The sequence below is a fragment of the Pseudomonas sp. LB3P14 genome (assembly GCF_054898045.1).
On record NZ_CM142714.1, the window covers coordinates 5907625 to 5925134 of the forward strand.

Annotated in this window: 16 protein-coding genes; 12 read left to right on the forward strand and 4 right to left on the reverse strand. The window is 60.8% G+C overall.

Features of this window, described 5'->3' with window-relative positions; translation table 11 throughout:
- Positions 1-227: 227 nt before the first annotated feature.
- Positions 228-1268 (reverse strand): threonine aldolase family protein, encoded by a 1041-nt coding sequence (locus tag ACYZT5_RS27015; RefSeq protein WP_149416473.1) that lies wholly within the window; start codon positions 1266-1268, stop codon positions 228-230.
- A 131-nt stretch (positions 1269-1399) separates the two neighbouring features.
- Between ACYZT5_RS27015 and ACYZT5_RS27020 the strand changes: the two genes are divergently transcribed.
- The 8 genes from ACYZT5_RS27020 to fdhA all read left to right on the forward strand — a co-directional run bounded on the left by ACYZT5_RS27020 (position 1400) and on the right by fdhA (position 11362).
- Positions 1400-2131, forward strand: coding sequence for a TraX family protein (locus ACYZT5_RS27020; protein WP_462048154.1), 732 nt, complete (start codon positions 1400-1402; stop codon positions 2129-2131).
- 168 nt (positions 2132-2299) lie between these two features.
- Positions 2300-3553 (forward strand): serine hydroxymethyltransferase, encoded by a 1254-nt coding sequence (gene glyA, locus ACYZT5_RS27025; protein WP_033053962.1) that lies wholly within the window; start codon positions 2300-2302, stop codon positions 3551-3553.
- 23 nt (positions 3554-3576) lie between these two features.
- Entirely contained in the window at positions 3577-4827 is a 1251-nt protein-coding gene (locus tag ACYZT5_RS27030) for a sarcosine oxidase subunit beta (protein WP_007947735.1), read from the forward strand.
- 14 nt (positions 4828-4841) lie between these two features.
- The gene (locus ACYZT5_RS27035) at positions 4842-5171 is read left to right on the forward strand and encodes a sarcosine oxidase subunit delta (protein WP_046045315.1); all 330 of its coding nucleotides are present in this window, start codon (positions 4842-4844) and stop codon (positions 5169-5171) included.
- Complete coding sequence (locus tag ACYZT5_RS27040; protein WP_462048155.1) at positions 5168-8185, forward strand: sarcosine oxidase subunit alpha; 3018 nt, start codon at positions 5168-5170, stop codon at positions 8183-8185. The genes ACYZT5_RS27035 and ACYZT5_RS27040 overlap by 4 nt, the downstream gene beginning before the upstream one ends.
- A 128-nt stretch (positions 8186-8313) precedes the next feature.
- Complete coding sequence (locus ACYZT5_RS27045; protein WP_462048156.1) at positions 8314-8946, forward strand: sarcosine oxidase subunit gamma; 633 nt, start codon at positions 8314-8316, stop codon at positions 8944-8946.
- A 147-nt stretch (positions 8947-9093) separates the two neighbouring features.
- Positions 9094-9951 (forward strand): formyltetrahydrofolate deformylase, encoded by an 858-nt coding sequence (purU, locus tag ACYZT5_RS27050; RefSeq protein WP_462048157.1) that lies wholly within the window; start codon positions 9094-9096, stop codon positions 9949-9951.
- Between the two features lie 211 nt (positions 9952-10162).
- Complete coding sequence (gene fdhA / locus ACYZT5_RS27055) at positions 10163-11362, forward strand: formaldehyde dehydrogenase, glutathione-independent (protein ID WP_462048158.1); 1200 nt, start codon at positions 10163-10165, stop codon at positions 11360-11362.
- A gap of 253 nt (positions 11363-11615) precedes the next feature.
- On the opposite strand, the gene ACYZT5_RS27060 is transcribed toward fdhA, so the two are convergent.
- Genes ACYZT5_RS27060 through ACYZT5_RS27070 form a run of 3 tightly spaced genes read right to left on the reverse strand, consistent with a single transcriptional unit; the run spans position 11616 to position 13567 of the window.
- The gene (locus ACYZT5_RS27060; protein ID WP_462048159.1) at positions 11616-12290 is read right to left on the reverse strand and encodes an anti-sigma factor; all 675 of its coding nucleotides are present in this window, start codon (positions 12288-12290) and stop codon (positions 11616-11618) included.
- Entirely contained in the window at positions 12287-12922 is a 636-nt protein-coding gene (locus ACYZT5_RS27065; RefSeq protein ID WP_462048160.1) for an RNA polymerase sigma factor, read from the reverse strand. The genes ACYZT5_RS27060 and ACYZT5_RS27065 overlap by 4 nt, the downstream gene beginning before the upstream one ends.
- A gap of 54 nt (positions 12923-12976) precedes the next feature.
- Positions 12977-13567, reverse strand: a complete 591-nt coding sequence (locus tag ACYZT5_RS27070; protein ID WP_462048161.1) for a fasciclin domain-containing protein — start codon at positions 13565-13567, stop codon at positions 12977-12979.
- A gap of 212 nt (positions 13568-13779) precedes the next feature.
- Between ACYZT5_RS27070 and ACYZT5_RS27075 the strand changes: the two genes are divergently transcribed.
- The 4 genes from ACYZT5_RS27075 to creC all read left to right on the forward strand — a co-directional run bounded on the left by ACYZT5_RS27075 (position 13780) and on the right by creC (position 17293).
- The gene (locus ACYZT5_RS27075) at positions 13780-14328 is read left to right on the forward strand and encodes a DUF2780 domain-containing protein (RefSeq protein ID WP_462048162.1); all 549 of its coding nucleotides are present in this window, start codon (positions 13780-13782) and stop codon (positions 14326-14328) included.
- A gap of 282 nt (positions 14329-14610) precedes the next feature.
- Positions 14611-15117 carry a retropepsin-like aspartic peptidase RloA2 gene (gene rloA2, locus ACYZT5_RS27080; RefSeq protein ID WP_462048163.1) on the forward strand — a complete coding sequence of 169 codons (507 nt, stop codon included), beginning with the start codon at positions 14611-14613 and terminating at the stop codon, positions 15115-15117.
- A 74-nt stretch (positions 15118-15191) separates the two neighbouring features.
- Positions 15192-15872: a two-component system response regulator CreB gene (creB, locus tag ACYZT5_RS27085; protein ID WP_462048164.1), complete on the forward strand. Its 681-nt coding sequence runs from the start codon at positions 15192-15194 to the stop codon at positions 15870-15872.
- Positions 15872-17293 carry a two-component system sensor histidine kinase CreC gene (creC, locus tag ACYZT5_RS27090; protein ID WP_462048165.1) on the forward strand — a complete coding sequence of 474 codons (1422 nt, stop codon included), beginning with the start codon at positions 15872-15874 and terminating at the stop codon, positions 17291-17293. The genes creB and creC overlap by 1 nt, the downstream gene beginning before the upstream one ends.
- Positions 17294-17510 lie beyond the last annotated feature (217 nt).

Genomic DNA, 17510 nt, shown 5'->3' on the forward strand with positions numbered 1-17510 from the left:
AGAGTGAGCGGGGTGATGTATTGGTGCTAGCGGACAGCGCTGAGGAGTCAGTGGGAAATTACGACTCGCCACTTATGATCGTTCCCACGCTCTGCGTGGGAATGCCTCTCGGGACGCTCCGCGTTCCTGCCTCACCGCTGGTGCAATGCCGAGTACCGTTGTGACGCAGAGCGTCACGGGCTGCATTCCCACGCAGAGCGTGGGAACGATCAGTAGGCCGGCGGGGATTACCGGGACATGACTTCGCGAATATCCGCCGCCAATTCCCGTACGCGTTCTTCTTCGGTGTCCCACGAGCACATGAAGCGTGCGCCGCCGTTGCCGATGAAGGTGTAGAAGCGCCAGCCTTTGGCCGTCAATGCAGCGATGGCCGGTTCCGACAGTTGCAGGAACACACCGTTGGCCTGCACCGGGAACATCAGTTCCACGCCTGGAATATCGCTCACCAGTTCAGCCAGCAACTGCGCGCAGTGGTTGGCGTGTTTGGCGTATTTGAGCCAGGCGTCGTTTTCCAGAATCCCGACCCAGGGTGCCGAGAGGAAACGCATCTTCGAGGCCAGTTGCCCAGCCTGTTTGCAGCGGTAGTCGAAGTCTTCGGCGAGTTTGTGGTTGAAGAACAAAATCGCTTCCCCGACTGCCATGCCGTTTTTGGTGCCGCCGAAGCACAACACGTCGACGCCGGCCTTCCACGTCAGATCGGCCGGTGAGCAGCCGAGGAACGCACAGGCGTTCGAGAAACGGGCGCCGTCCATGTGCAGGTTCAGGCCCAGTTCTTTGCAGGTGGCGCTGATGGCGCGGATTTCTTCCGGGGTGTAGACGCTGCCGACTTCGGTGGCCTGGGTCAGGGTGACTACGCGCGGTTTCGGGTAGTGGATGTCCTGGCGCTTGAGCGCGATTTCGCGGATCGATTCCGGGGTCAGCTTGCCGTTTTCAGTGCGGGCGATCAGCAGCTTGGAACCGTTGGAAAAGAATTCCGGTGCGCCGCATTCGTCGGTTTCGACGTGGGCGGTTTCCGAGCAGATCACGCTGTGGTAACTCTGGCACAGCGACGACAGGGCCAAGGAGTTGGCGGCGGTGCCGTTGAAGGCGAAGAATACTTCGCAGTCGGTTTCGAACAGTTTGCGGAAATCGTCGGACGCGCGTGCGGTCCACTCGTCGTCGCCATAGGCGCGTTGGTGGCCGTGGTTGGCCTGTTCCATGGCAGCCCAGGCTTCAGGGCAGATGCCGGAATAGTTGTCGCTGGCGAATTGTTGGCTCTTATCGGTCATGGCCGGCTTCCGTGGTCGAGACTCTTATGGTGAAGAGCATCGTGGTCAATGATGGTGCGCACTTTACCGAAGATCGTCCGGGGAGCACACGCGATGATGCTGTCAGAAAAATACAAAGACGCCGGGCAATTATGCACATGACGCAAAGGGATGGGGCACTGGATCTGCTCAAGTGGCTGGCGCTGTTGAGCATGGTGCTCGATCACCTGCGATATGTCGGTTATTCCGTCGATCTGCTGTATGTGCCGGGTCGGTTGGCGTTCCCGTGGTTCTGTCTGGCGATGGCCGCAAACCTGGCGCGGGCCCGCGCGGTGACGACCGCCGGCCAGTGGCGTTATTTGGGTTGGTTGCTGCTGTTTAGCGCCATCAGCGAAATTCCCTACCGGATGTACATTCCTGATCCCGACACCTTGAACGTGCTGCCCACGTTGGCGCTGGGATTGCTGGTGGCCCGTGGCTGGCAGGACCGAACCCTGCAAGCGCGACTGTTGGCGGCAGGCGTCTTGCTACTGGCGGCGCTGTTCCCGGAGCGACTGATGTTCGGCTTCTTCGGCGTCCTGTTACCGCTGGCAATGTTGCTGGTGATCAGGCGTCCCTGGTACTTCAGCCTGTTGCCTGGATGGGTCTGTCTGGCTGCCAATCAATGGCCAGTGCTGTATTCCGCCGCGCAGTTTCACAGCAGTGAAGCCATCCTGGGCATCGCCACTTGTCTGATCGCGCCACTGGCCGGCCTGTTTTTGTTGCGCCATGCCGGTCGGCTCAACCCTCCACCGCCGATGCGTCGCTGGGCGTACGCGCTCTATCCCGCGCATTTCCTGCTGTTGCTGGCCCTGCGCGAAGGATTGGCGCGGTTGTCTGGTTGAGCTCATTTACCCCTGTGCACCAGTCCATGTCGTAAACGCACCTTTGCGTGGCGTCCGTAGGCATTTGGCCTGTCTGCGCCGGTCATACCATCGCATCCAAAGGGCACTGCCGAAACGCCAGTGCCTTACCGAGACGAATGGCGCATAGATGCCGCTGGGAGAGACGCGATGTTCAGCAAGCAAGACCAGATCCAGGGTTACGACGATGCACTGCTGGCGGCGATGAATGCCGAGGAGCAACGCCAGGAAGATCACATCGAGCTGATCGCGTCCGAGAACTACACCAGCAAACGCGTCATGGAAGCGCAAGGCAGTGGCCTGACCAACAAATACGCCGAAGGCTATCCGGGCAAGCGCTACTACGGTGGCTGCGAGCACGTCGACAAGGTTGAAGCGCTGGCCATCGAACGCGCCAAGCAACTGTTCGGTGCCGACTACGCCAACGTGCAGCCGCACTCCGGCTCCTCGGCCAACAGCGCCGTGTACCTGGCCCTGCTGCAAGCCGGCGACACCATCCTCGGCATGAGCCTGGCCCATGGCGGTCACCTGACCCACGGCGCCAAAGTGTCGTCCTCGGGCAAGCTGTACAACGCCGTGCAGTACGGCATCGACACCAAAACCGGGCTGATCGACTACGACGAAGTCGAGCGCCTGGCCGTCGAGTGCAAGCCGAAGATGATCGTCGCTGGCTTCTCGGCCTATTCCAAGACCCTCGACTTCCCGCGCTTCCGTCAGATCGCCGACAAAGTCGGTGCGCTGCTGTTCGTCGATATGGCCCACGTTGCCGGTCTGGTCGCTGCCGGCCTGTACCCGAACCCGCTGCCTTACGCCGACGTTGTGACCACCACCACCCACAAGACCCTGCGTGGTCCGCGTGGCGGCCTGATCCTGTGCAAGTCCAACGAAGAAATCGAGAAGAAGCTCAACGCGGCAGTGTTCCCGGGTGCCCAGGGCGGCCCGTTGATGCACGTGATCGCCGGTAAGGCGGTGTGCTTCAAGGAAGCGCTGGAGCCAGGTTTCAAGGCCTATCAACAACAAGTGATCGATAACGCCCAGGCCATGGCCGGCGTATTTATCAAACGCGGCTACGATGTAGTGTCCGGCGGCACCGATAACCACCTGTTCCTGGTCAGCCTGATCCGTCAGGGCCTCACCGGCAAAGAGGCGGATGCAGCACTGGGTCGTGCCCACATCACCGTGAACAAGAACGCTGTCCCGAACGATCCACAGTCGCCGTTCGTGACCTCCGGCCTGCGCATCGGCACCCCGGCGGTGACCACTCGCGGCTTCAAGGTTACCCAGTGCGTCACGCTGGCCGGCTGGATCTGCGACATCCTCGATAACCTCGGCGACGCCGATGTCGAGGCCAATGTCGCCCAGCAAGTTTCGGCCCTGTGCGCGGACTTCCCGGTTTATCGCTGAGCGCGGTTTTGGAGTAAATGACTATGCAACGCTACTCGGGCTTCGGCCTCTTCAAACACTCCCTCAGCCATCACGAAAACTGGCAGAAAATGTGGCGCACGCCGACCCCTAAAAAGGTCTACGACGTGGTCATCGTCGGCGGTGGCGGGCATGGTCTGGCGACCGCCTATTACCTGGCCAAGGAACACGGCATCACCAACGTGGCCGTGGTCGAGAAAGGCTGGCTGGGCGGCGGTAACACCGCGCGCAACACCACCATCGTTCGCTCCAACTACCTGTGGGACGAGTCGGCGCACTTGTACGAACACGCGATGAAACTGTGGGAAGGCCTGTCCCAGGACCTGAACTACAACGTGATGTTCTCCCAGCGTGGCGTTTACAACCTGTGCCACACCCTGCAGGACATTCGTGATTCCGAGCGTCGGGTCAGCGCCAACCGCCTCAACGGCGTGGACGGTGAACTGCTCGACGCCAAACAAGTGGCCGACGAGATTCCGTACCTCGACTGCTCGAAGAACACGCGCTACCCGGTGATGGGCGCAACCGTCCAGCGTCGCGGCGGCGTGGCCCGTCACGACGCCGTGGCGTGGGGCTTTGCCCGTGCCGCCGACGCACTGGGCGTGGATTTGATTCAACAGACCGAAGTGATCGGTTTCCGCAAGGAAAACGGCGTGTGCATCGGCGTTGAAACCAACAAAGGCTTCATCGGCGCCAAACGCGTCGGTGTAGTGACCGCCGGTAACTCCGGGCACATGGCCAAACTCGCCGGTTTCCGTCTGCCGATCGAATCCCACCCGCTGCAAGCGCTGGTGTCCGAGCCGATCAAGCCGATTATCGACAGCGTGATCATGTCCAACGCCGTACACGGTTACATCAGCCAGTCCGACAAGGGTGACCTGGTGATCGGCGCCGGTATCGACGGCTACAACGGCTACGGCCAGCGTGGTTCGTACCCGGTGATCGAGCACACCATTCAGGCCATCGTCGAGATGTTCCCGGTGTTGTCCCGCGTACGCATGAACCGTCAGTGGGGCGGCATCGTCGACACCACGCCGGATGCGTGCCCGATCATTTCGAAAACACCGGTGCCAAACATGTTCTTCAACTGCGGTTGGGGCACCGGTGGCTTCAAGGCAACACCTGGCTCGGGCAACGTATTTGCCGCAAGCCTGGCCAAGGGTGAAATGCACCCATTGGCCGCACCTTTCTCCATCGACCGTTTCCATAACGGTGCGTTGATCGACGAACACGGCGCTGCTGCGGTTGCCCACTAACAGGAGAAATCCCCATGTTGCATATCTTCTGTCCTCACTGCGGCGAACTGCGCTCCGAAGAGGAATTCCACGCATCCGGCCAGGCGCACATCCCGCGTCCACTGGATCCGACCAACTGCACCGACGAGGAGTGGGGCGACTACATGTTCTTCCGCGATAACCCTCGCGGTCTGCACCACGAGCTGTGGGATCACGTCGCCGGTTGCCGTCAGTATTTCAACGCCACCCGTGACACCGTGACCTACGAGATTCTCGAGACTTACAAGATCGGCACCAAGCCGCAGTTCACCGACAAGACCGATAGCCCGAAAGCGGCCACGACGGCTCTGGGAGAGAAGGTATGAGCCAGATCAATCGCCTGTCCAACGGCGGACGGATCGACCGCAACAAAGTGCTGAGCTTCACCTTCAACGGCCAGAGCTACAAAGGCTTTGAAGGCGATTCCCTGGCCGCCGCCTTGCTGGCCAACGGTGTCGACATCATCGGTCGCAGCTTCAAGTATTCCCGTCCGCGCGGCATCTTTGCCGCCGGTGCTGAAGAGCCGAACGCCGTGCTGCAAATCGGCGCGACCGAAGCCACGCAGATCCCGAACGTACGCGCCACGCAACAAGCGCTGTATCAAGGTTTGGTCGCCACCAGCACCAACGGCTGGCCGAGCGTGAACAACGACATGATGGGGATTCTCGGCAAGGTCGGCGGCAAGCTGATGCCGCCGGGCTTCTACTACAAAACCTTCATGTACCCGCAATCGTTCTGGATGACTTACGAGAAGTACATTCGTAAGGCAGCCGGTCTTGGCCGTTCGCCGACCGAGAACGATCCGGACACCTACGACTACATGAACCAGCACTGCGACGTGCTGATCGTCGGCGGTGGTCCTGCTGGCCTGGCCGCCGCACTGGCAGCAGCTCGAAGCGGTGCTCGCGTAATCCTGGCTGATGAGCAGGAAGAGTTCGGCGGCAGCCTGCTCGATTCCCGCGAAAGCCTCGACGGCAAGCCTGCCAACGAGTGGGTCGCCAGCGTCATCGCTGAACTCAAAGACACCCCGGACGTGCTGCTGTTGCCGCGCGCCACGGTTAACGGCTACCACGACCATAACTTCCTGACCATTCACGAGCGACTGACCGATCACCTCGGCGACCGCGCACCGATTGGCCAGGTGCGTCAGCGCATCCACCGTGTTCGCGCCAAACGTGTGGTGCTGGCGACCGGCGCTCACGAGCGTCCACTGGTTTACGGCAACAACGACGTGCCGGGCAACATGCTCGCCGGCGCTGTGTCGACTTACGTGCGTCGTTACGGCGTGGCACCGGGCAAAAAACTCGTGCTGTCGACCAACAACGACCACGCTTACCGCGTTGCTCTGGATTGGCTCGACGCCAGCCTGCAAGTCGTGGCCATCGCCGATGCCCGCAGCAATCCGCGCGGTGCGCTGGTTGAAGAAGCGCGCGCCAAAGGCATCCGCATCCTGACCGGCAGCGCCGTGATCGAGACGCGTGGCAGCAAGCACGTGACCGCCGCTCGCGTTGCCGCGATCGATGTCAAAGCGCACACCGTGACCAGTCCTGGTGAGTGGCTCGAATGCGACCTGGTTGCCAGTTCCGGCGGTTACAGCCCGGTGGTTCACTTGGCTTCGCACCTGGGCGGCAAGCCGATCTGGCGTGAAGACATCCTCGGTTTCGTACCGGGCGAAGCACCGCAGAAGCGCGTGTGCGTGGGTGGCATCAACGGCGTCTACGGTCTTGGTGATTCCCTGGCCGATGGCTTTGAAGGCGGCGCTCGTGCAGCCAGCGAAGCCGGTTTCAGCGTGGTCGAAGGCACCTTGCCGAAAGCCCTGAGTCGTCTGGAAGAGCCTACTTTGGCGCTGTTCCAGGTGCCGCATGAAAAGAACACCGCACGTGCGCCGAAGCAATTCGTCGACCTGCAGAACGACGTCACCGCTGCCGCCATCGAACTGGCGACCCGCGAAGGCTTCGAGTCGGTCGAACACGTCAAACGCTACACCGCACTGGGTTTTGGTACTGACCAGGGCAAGCTCGGCAACGTCAACGGTCTGGCCATCGCCGCCCGTTCGCTGAACGTGACCATCCCGCAGATGGGCACCACCATGTTCCGCCCGAACTACACGCCGGTGACCTTCGGCGCCGTAGCCGGTCGTCACTGTGGGCACATCTTCGAGCCGGTTCGCTTCACCGCGCTGCATCACTGGCACGTGAAGAACGGTGCCGAGTTCGAAGACGTCGGCCAGTGGAAACGTCCTTGGTACTTCCCGAAAGCCGGTGAAGACCTGCATACCGCCGTGAAACGCGAATGCAAAGCCGTGCGCGACAGCGTCGGCCTGCTGGACGCGTCGACCTTGGGCAAGATCGACATTCAGGGCCCGGATGCGCGTGAGTTCCTCAACCGCATCTACACCAATGCCTGGACCAAGCTCGACGTGGGCAAGGCGCGTTATGGCCTGATGTGCAAAGAAGACGGCATGGTCTTCGACGACGGCGTAACAGCCTGCCTCGCCGACAACCATTTCGTCATGACCACCACCACGGGCGGCGCGGCACGCGTGCTGCAATGGCTGGAAATCTACTCCCAGACCGAATGGCCAGAGCTGAAGGTGTACTTCACGTCCGTGACGGATCACTGGGCAACCATGACCTTGTCCGGGCCGAACAGCCGCAAGCTGCTCAGCGAAGTCACCGACATCGATCTGACCAACGAAGCGTTCCCGTTCATGACCTGGAAAGAAGGCCTGGTCGGCGGTGTGCCGGCGCGGGTGTTCCGGATTTCGTTTACCGGTGAGCTGTCGTACGAAGTCAACGTGCAAGCCGACTATGCGATGGGCGTGCTGGAAAAAATTGTTGATGCTGGCAAGCAGTACAACCTGACGCCATATGGCACTGAAACCATGCACGTTCTGCGGGCCGAGAAGGGCTTCATCATCGTCGGGCAAGATACCGACGGCTCGATGACGCCGGATGACCTGAACATGGGCTGGTGCGTCGGTCGCACTAAACCGTTCTCATGGATCGGCCAGCGTGGCATGAACCGTGAAGACTGCGTGCGTGATCAACGCAAACAGTTGGTTGGCCTGAAGCCGATCGATTCGACCAAATGGCTGCCGGAAGGCGCGCAATTGGTGTTCAACACCAAGCAAGCGATTCCGATGACGATGGTCGGTCACGTGACGTCCAGCTACCTGCACAACTCCCTCGGCTATTCGTTTGCCATGGGTGTGGTGAAGGGCGGCTTGAAGCGCATCGGTGAGCGCGTGTTCGCACCACTGGCCGATGGCAGCGTGATCGAGGCGGAAATCGTTTCTTCGGTGTTCTTCGATCCAAAGGGTGATCGCCAGAACGTGTAGTCGATCGTTCCCACGCTCTGCGTGGGAATGCATCCCGGGACGCTCCGCGTCCCAAGAGCGGACGCAGAGCGTCCATGGCGGCATTCCCACGCAGAGCGTGGGAACGATCAACAAAAGAAAGGTGCTTTATGACCGCAGCCAATGTTTACCAACAACGCCCAACCACTGGGGCCAAGGCCGAGTCGTCGCTGCATCACGCAGGCCTGCCAAGCCTGGTGGGCAAGGGCCGCAAAAGCGCCGGCGTGATCGTGCGTGAGAAAAAACTCCTCGGCCACCTGACCCTTCGTGGCGATGGCCACGATGCCGCCTTCGCCGCTGGTGTGCACAAGGCCCTCGGTATCGAATTGCCGGGTGCGCTGACCGTCGTCGTCAAAGGCGAAACCAGTCTGCAATGGATGGGGCCGGATGAATGGCTGCTGATCGTGCCGACCGGCGAAGAATTCGCCGCCGAGCAAAAACTGCGCGAAGCGCTGGGCGATCTGCATATCGCGATCACCAACGTCAGCGGCGGCCAGCAGCTCCTCGAACTGAGCGGCCCGAACGTGCGCCAGGTACTGATGAAGTCCACCAGCTACGACGTGCACCCCAACAGCTTCCCGGTGGGCAAGGCAGTCGGCACGGTGTTTGCCAAGTCGCAGCTGGTGATCCGCCACACCGCCGAAGACACTTGGGAACTGCTGATTCGCCGCAGCTTCTCGGATTATTGGTGGTTGTGGTTGCAGGATGCTGCGGCTGAATACGGCCTCAGCGTCCAAGCCTGACACGGATGATCGTTCCCACGTCGAGGCGTCGAACCGTCTGCGTGGGAATGCATCCCGGGACGCTCCGCGTCCCAAGAGCGGACGCTGAGCGTCCATGGCGGCATTCCCACGCAGAGCGTGGGAACGATCAACAGGAGTCACCGCACTATGAGCCGCGCCCCAGACACATGGATTCTGACCGCCGACTGCCCAAGCGTTCTCGGCACCGTGGACGCGGTGACCCGCTTTTTGTTCGAGCAGGGCTGCTACGTCACCGAGCACCATTCCTTCGATGACCGGCTCTCGGGCCGTTTCTTCATTCGTGTGGAATTCCGCCAGCCTGATGGCTTCGACGAACAAGCCTTCCGCGCAGGCCTGGAAGAGCGCGGCCAAGCCTTCGGCATGATCTTCGAGCTCACGGCGCCGAACTACCGGCCAAAAGTGGTGATCATGGTTTCCAAGGCCGATCACTGCCTCAACGATTTGCTCTACCGCCAGCGCATCGGCCAGTTGTCGATGGACGTGGCCGCCGTGGTTTCCAACCACCCGGACCTCAAACCGTTGGCGGACTGGCACCAGATTCCGTACTACCACTTCCCGCTGGACCCGAACGACAAACCGACGCAGGAGCGTCAGGTCTGGCAGGTGATTGAAGAGTCCGGCGCCGAACTGGTGATCCTTGCCCGTTACATGCAAGTCCTCTCGCCAGAGCTGTGCCGCAAACTCGACGGCAAGGCGATCAACATCCATCACTCCCTGCTGCCGGGTTTCAAGGGCGCCAAGCCCTATCACCAGGCCTACAACAAGGGCGTGAAACTGGTCGGCGCGACGGCGCATTACATCAACAACGACCTGGACGAAGGCCCGATCATCGCCCAGGGCGTAGAGGCCGTGGACCACAGTCATTACCCCGAAGACTTGATCGCCAAGGGGCGTGATATCGAAGGGCTGACGTTGGCCCGGGCGGTTGGGTATCACATTGAACGACGGGTTTTCCTCAACGCCAATCGCACCGTCGTTCTTTAGATCGCTATCGCGAGCAGGCTCACTCCCACAGGGGGATTTGTGTCTGCCCACAGATCTCGGTCACACCAAAGTTCAACTGTGGGAGTGAGCCTGCTCGCGATGGCGGTATAACAAACAACGCAAAAACACACAGGCAACAACCCGAGCAATCAACGCGCCGCCGATCCATGGCGACGCGACCGCTACATAAAAACAACAGCGAGGTGAAAGCATGTCTGGTAATCGTGGTGTCGTGTATCTCGGCCATGGCCAAGTCGAAGTACAGAAAATCGACTATCCCAAAATGCAGGACCCGCGCGGCAGGAAGATCGAACACGCTGTCATCCTGCGCGTAGTTTCTACCAACATCTGTGGTTCGGATCAGCACATGGTGCGTGGCCGTACTACTGCTCAAACCGGCCTGGTACTGGGCCACGAGATCACCGGTGAAGTGATCGAGAAGGGCCGCGACGTCGAAAACCTGCAGATCGGCGACCTGGTGTCGGTGCCGTTCAACGTCGCTTGCGGGCGCTGCCGTTCCTGCAAGGAAATGCACACCGGTGTTTGCCTGAGCGTTAACCCGGCGCGTCCGGGCGGTGCTTACGGTTATGTCGACATGGGCGACTGGACCGGTGGCCAGGCTGAATACGCCTTGGTGCCGTATGCCGACTTCAACCTGCTGAAACTCCCTGACCGTGATAAGGCCATGGAAAAAATCCGTGACCTGACCTGCCTCTCCGACATCCTGCCGACCGGTTACCACGGCGCAGTGACGGCCGGCGTTGGCCCAGGCAGCACCGTGTACATTGCCGGTGCCGGCCCGGTCGGTCTGGCGGCCGCCGCCTCCGCTCGCCTGTTGGGCGCGGCAGTGGTGATCATCGGTGACGTCAACACCGTCCGCCTGGCACACGCCAAGGCTCAGGGTTTCGAAATCGCCGACCTGTCCCTGGATACCCCGCTGCACGAACAGATCGCTGCACTGCTGGGCGAGCCTGAAGTGGATTGCGCCGTCGACGCCGTAGGCTTCGAAGCGCGCGGTCACGGCCATGACGGCGTGAAGCACGAGGCTCCGGCCACTGTGCTCAACTCGCTGATGGGCGTGGTGCGTGTGGCTGGCAAAATCGGTATCCCGGGCCTGTACGTGACCGAAGATCCAGGTGCAGTCGATGCCGCCGCAAAAATGGGCAGCCTGAGCATCCGCTTCGGTCTGGGCTGGGCCAAATCCCACAGCTTCCACACCGGCCAGACGCCAGTGATGAAGTACAACCGCCAGCTGATGCAGGCGATCATGTGGGACCGCATTCACATTGCCGACATCGTGGGTGTGGAAGTCATCAGCCTGGATGACGCGCCACGTGGTTATGGCGAGTTCGATGCGGGCGTGCCGAAGAAGTTTGTGATTGATCCGCACAAGTTGTTCAGCGCGGCGTAAGGCTTCACGCAAAACAAAGGCGACCTTCGGGTCGCCTTTTTTGTGTTTTTGATGTTGGCAGATCGAGAGGTTTGTCGTATTCGAAATCCACCCCTCACCCCAACCCTCTCCCCAGCGGGGAGAGGGGGAAAGGGAGCCGATCTCTATGCTTTTCAAACCTGAGTTCGACTCAGAAATTTCAGGTCGATGTAGCTCTAAGAACAACTCGGTCAGTCCCCTCTACCTCTGGGAGAGGGCTAGGGTGAGGGGTGGTTTACAACGCCGCCAACGCCCCTTGATACAACACCGGTCCTGTCGGTTGCCCCGTCGGCGAACCACCCTTCGGCTCAAGACTCACCGCCAACGCAATCGGCTTGCCGATCAACGTCTTCTGCGCATCGCTCAACTCTACGCGCCCCTTGCCGCCCACCGGAATCACACCAAGTGAAATCGGCTTGCCATCCGCCGGAATCGCCCACAACTCCAGACTACGGCCCGGATCAACCGCTGCCAGAGTCAACGGCTCGACTTTCAAATAATCCTCATGCGCTTCAACCTTCAGCGCAGGCTGCGCGTCGGCCGTCAGCAGCGTGGCGCTGTATCGTGCACTGTCGCGGTTGTAGAGCACGCTCAGGAACACGACCACCACCAGCGAACACACCGCCGCCGTCACCCGCATCCAGTTCCAGAATGAACGCTTCTCTGGCACATGCAGATGCTGCGGTTCGATCCGCGCGGTGATGCCTTGCCACACATGCTCTGGCACCGGTTGCTCCGGCAGGGCCTCGGTCAGGCTCGCGAGGCTTTCTTGCCATTGAGCCAACTCCGCGCGAAGCGCCGCGTCTTCCAGCAACAACTGTTCGAAACGCCGACGAGCGGCAGAAGGCATCAAGCCAATGGCGTAATCGGCGGCGAGGGCGCGGCGCAGTGTCGGGGTTTGATAGTTCATGATTCAAGGCACCTGCGCAGTCGCTCCATACCGCGGCGGATCCAGGATTTCACCGAACCCAGCGGCGCAGCCAAATGTTCGGCCAGTTCGGAACACGACAACCCCTGAAAATAAGCCACAGTGATCGATTGACGCTGCATGCCTTCCAGGCTTTCCAGGCACCGGCTCAAGGCGCTGGCCTCACGGGCACTGCTGAGCTGTTCGTGGGCCGAAGGACTTTCATCCTCCAGCGCCTGTTCTTCAAGGTCGGTCAACGGACGGTCGCGGTGCTTGCGCAACTGATCGATGGCCTGATGACGGGTGATGTTGATCATCCAGGTCAGCGGTGCCGACAGATGCGCCTCATAGCGCGAGGCGTTGTTCCAGATGCGCACGAAGCTTTCCTGCAGCACTTCTTCAGCCAGATCCGGTCGCCCCATGAAACGCAGCGCTACGCCATGCAGCCGAGGGCCGACGCTGCGGTAAAGCGTCTCGAAAGCGCGGCGGTCGCCCAGTGAACACTGGGCCAGAAGCTGCCTGAGCTGATCGGCATCGACGGTGGGAATGGCAGTTCTCCAGGCAATCGAGGTGGGCTGCGTGAGGTGCCGGTTGCAGGCAGAGGTTAGTTCACGGTGCGCGGATGTTCCATTCACGGGTGGCCACCTCGGAAAACCGCCGACCCCGATGGCCGGGGTCGGCGGCAGCCCTTAGCTTTTTGGCATCAGCACTTTGTCGATGACCTGAATCACGCCGTTGGACTGGTACACGTCATAGGTGGTGATGTCGGCGGTATCACCTTTTTCATCCTTGATCGTGATGTTGTGCGGGCCGTTCATCATCACCCACAGCTTGCCGCCCGCGACGGTGGTCAGTTCGGCCTTGCCACCACCGGCCTTGATCTTCTCGGCCAGGGTGATCATGTCGAGTTTCCCGGCGACGACGTGGTAGGTGAGGACGTGAGTCAGGGTCGCCTTGTTGGCGGGTTTGAGCAGGGTGTCGACAGTGCCGGCGGGCAGGGCGGCGAAGGCTGAGTTGACCGGGGCGAACACGGTGAACGGGCCTTTGCCCTTGAGGGTATCCACCAGGCCTGCGGCTTTCACGGCGGCGACCAGGGTGGTGTGGTCGGCGGAGTTCACGGCGTTATCGATGATGTCTTTGCTCGGCATCATGCTCTGGCCGCCGACGATGACAGCATGGCTCGTGTCTGCCGCTTGCACGGTGTTCAGGGCGAACCCGCCGCCCAAGGCCAGGGTCAGCAGGCTGACAATCAACGGCGTTTTGATCGAAGTGCGTTTCATGGTGATGATCCTCGTGGAGGGAATCGGCCAGGAATGTCTGTCCGTGCTTGATATACGCGGGCGGGGCCAGACTGGATGCAGCGCCGGGAAAATCTTTTTTTGACGAGTGTGATCCCGCAGGGCCTGGGAACGATCCCCTGATATGCCAGTCCAACGCGCAGTTTTTCGCCGCCCATTGCCGGGCGGTTTTCATGGCACAAGAGGATGTCTGGATGAAGATTTCACGCGGTTTTGCACTGGCTTCCCTGATGAGTCTGGCGGCCAGCCCGGTCTTTGCTCAGTTCAACCTGAACGATGCGGCCAATGCCATCTCCGGCATGAAGGGCGATAACGCCGCCGCCGCGCCGACCTCGCAGACGGCCGGTCTGCTGAGTGCGCTCAGCCAATTGAACGTGACGCCACAACAAGCCGTTGGCGGCACCGGGGCGATGCTCGGCCTGGCGAAGAATCAATTGAGTTCGACCGACTACTCAGCGTTGGCCAAAAGCGTACCGGGGATCGACAAATTGTCCGGCGGTGGTGAGCTGGGCGCCCTCAGCGGCTTGCTCGGCTCGTCCGGTAAAGCGGCAGGTCTGGATAACGCCTTGGGCAACGTGAAGAACACCAACGATCTGAATAACGCTTTCAGCGCATTGGGCATGGACAGCGGCATGATCGGCCAGTTTGCCCCGGTGCTTCTGCAATACCTCGGTCAACAGGGCGTCGGCGGTTCATTGCTGGAAAACCTGGGCGGGATCTGGGGCGCAGGCACCGGTAGTTGATTCAGCGGCATTCGGCGCGCAACGCGTCGAATGCATTTGGTCGCGCCATGACAGGCAACTTCAGGCGAAGGCCAATTCGGTACGACGAATGTTTCACTTTTGAACCGTTAACCTTCCTACACCGATCGTTCCCACGCTCTGCGTGGGAATGCCTCAATGGACGCTCTGCGTCCGCTTTGGGACGCGGAGCGTCCCTGGCTGCATTCCCACGCAGAGCGTGGGAACGATCTACTCGATAAGGGTCTAAAATCCCGCGGTCCACTTCTCAAGGAAGCCCAATACGTGAAATCTCTCCTTGCACTGCTTTCCCTCGTGGCCCTGCCGGTCCTGGCCGCTGAGCCGACGCTGTACGGGCGCTACGAATACATCGCGCTGCCGGAAATCGGCGGCGAAGTCCTCAAGGCCAAAATGGACACCGGTGCCCTGACGGCGTCGCTGTCGGCCAAAGACATCGAAACCTTCACCCGCGATGGCGACGAGTGGGTGCGCTTTCGCCTCGGCACCAAAGGCGCGAGCAACAAGGTCTACGAACACAAGGTCGCGCGGATCAGCAAGATCAAGACCCGCTCCGAAGAAGACGAGGATGACAACGAAGCGGTCGAACCCACCAAGCGTCCGGTGGTCGATCTGGAACTGTGCCTGGGCAACGTCAAGCGCACCGTGGAGGTCAACCTCACCGACCGCAGCAGCTTCAACTACCCTTTGTTGATCGGTGCCAAAGCCTTGCGCGAATTCGGCGCGGCGGTGAACCCGGCACGGCGCTTTACGGCGGATAAACCCGACTGCTGATTTCAAGTGGTCTCATTGACGTGACGTGAGCCTTGGGGCACCGTTCGCCCACTTAACTGCCGGGCTCGGACGCCATGCCCCATATCCTGATTGTCGAAGACGAAGTGGCGATTGCCGACACCCTGACTTTCGCGTTGCAGGGCGAGGGCTTCACCACCACCTGGTTGAGCCTTGGCGCGGCGGCGCTGGAGCATCAGCGCCAGACCCCGGCCGACCTGATCATTCTCGACATTGGTCTGCCGGACATCAGCGGCTTTGAGACCTGCAAGCAATTGCGGCGTTTCAGCGAAGTGCCGGTGATTTTCCTCAGCGCCCGTGATGCTGAAATCGATCGCGTTGTGGGCCTGGAAATCGGTGCCGACGATTATGTGGTCAAGCCGTTCAGCCCGCGGGAGGTGGCGGCGCGGGTCCGGGCGATTCTCAAACGCATGGCGCCGCGAGCGACCGCCGAGGTGTCATCGGCGGTGTTTCGCATTGACAGCGAGCGAGTGCAGATCAGCTATCGCGGTCAGCCTCTAACCCTGACCCGCCATGAGTTCCGCCTGCTGCAATGCCTGTTGGACCAACCCGAACGCGTCTTCAGCCGCGAGCAATTGCTCGATGCGCTGGGTGTCGCCGCTGATGCCGGTTACGAACGCAGTATCGACAGCCACATCAAGAGCGTGCGCGCCAAACTGCGCCTGGTGAAAGTCGACGCAGAACCGATCCAGACCCATCGCGGCCTCGGTTACAGCTACAGCCCGGGGCGTAGCTGATGCCTCTGGGGATCCGGATTTTTCTGGTCTACGTGCTGTTTATCGGCCTGACCGGCTACTTTGTGCTGAACACCGTGATGGAAGAAATCCGTCCCGGCGTGCGCCAGTCCACCGAAGAAACGCTGGTCGACACCGCCAACCTGATGGCCGAAATCCTGCGCGACGACTTCAAGGCCGGCACCCTGAATCAGAACCGCTGGCCCGAACTGCTCAAGGCTTATGGCGAACGGCAACCGAAGGCGAGCATCTGGGGATTGCCGAAGAACCAGGTCAACCACCGCATCTACGTCACCGATGCCAAGGGCATTGTCGTTCTGGATTCCAGTGGCGTCGCGGTGGGCCAGGACTACTCGCGCTGGAACGACGTTTTACTCACCCTGCGTGGCGAATACGGTGCGCGTTCCAGCCGCAGCGATCCGAACGATCCGAACTCCTCGGTGATGCACGTCGGCGCCCCGATTCGCGACAACGGCCAGATCATCGGCGTGGTCACCGTCGCCAAACCCAACAGCTCGTTGCAGCCTTACGTTGATCGCACTGAGCGGCGATTGCTTGCCTACGGCGCCGGGTTGATCGGCCTTGGTCTGCTGTTCGGCGCGTTGTTGTCCTGGTGGCTGAGCGCTGCATTACGGCGGTTGACGGTGTACGCCGAAGCGGTGAGTGAGGGCCGCAGGGTCGAGGTTCCGCACTATCGTGGCGGCGAACTGGAACAACTGGCGACAGCGGTGGAGCAGATGCGTACGCAACTCGAAGGCAAAGCCTACGTCGAGCGTTACGTGCATACATTGACCCACGAACTGAAAAGCCCGCTGGCGGCGATTCGCGGCGCGGCGGAATTGCTGCAAGGCGAGATGCCGCTGGCTCAGCAACAGCGTTTTGTCAGCAACATCGACAGCGAAAGTGTACGGATGCAGCAGTTGATCGAACGGCTGTTGAACCTGGCTCAAGTTGAACAGCGTCAAGGGCTGGAGGAGCGGGTGACGGTACCGCTGGCGAAGTTGATAGATGAATTACTAAACGCCCAGGCGGCGCGCATCGAAGGCAAACAGTTGCGCATAGAACAACGGATTACGGCAGATTTGAACCTGCTCGGCGAACCGTTTCTGTTGCGTCAGGCTCTGGGGAATCTGCTGGAGAATGCTTTGGATTTCACCCCGGCTCAGGGCTTGCTGCGATTCAGCGCTGAGCGTATTGGGGAGCAGATCGAGTTCAGGTTTTTCAACCAGGCTGAGGCGATTCCCGACTATGCGCTGCCGAGGTTGAGTGAGCGGTTTTACTCGCTGCCACGACCGGACAGCGGGCGCAAAAGCACGGGGTTGGGGCTTAACTTTGTTGAGGAGGTGGTGAAGCTGCATGGTGGGGTGATGAGCATCGGGAATGTCGATGGTGGCGTTGAAGTGGGTTTGCGCTTCCCCGTGTGATCGTTCCCACGCTCTGCGTGGGAATGCAGCCCGGGACGCTCCGCGTCCCAAGAGCGGACGCAGAGCGTCCATTGAGGCATTCCCACGCAGAGCGTGGGAACGATCAAGAGTCGTATTGCACCTGCCTTAGCGTCAGTCTCCACACACTCTCCACAGTTCTCCCATAAATTCCCCACACACCCATCCCAGACTCTCCCCATCCAAACAGGGAGAGTCC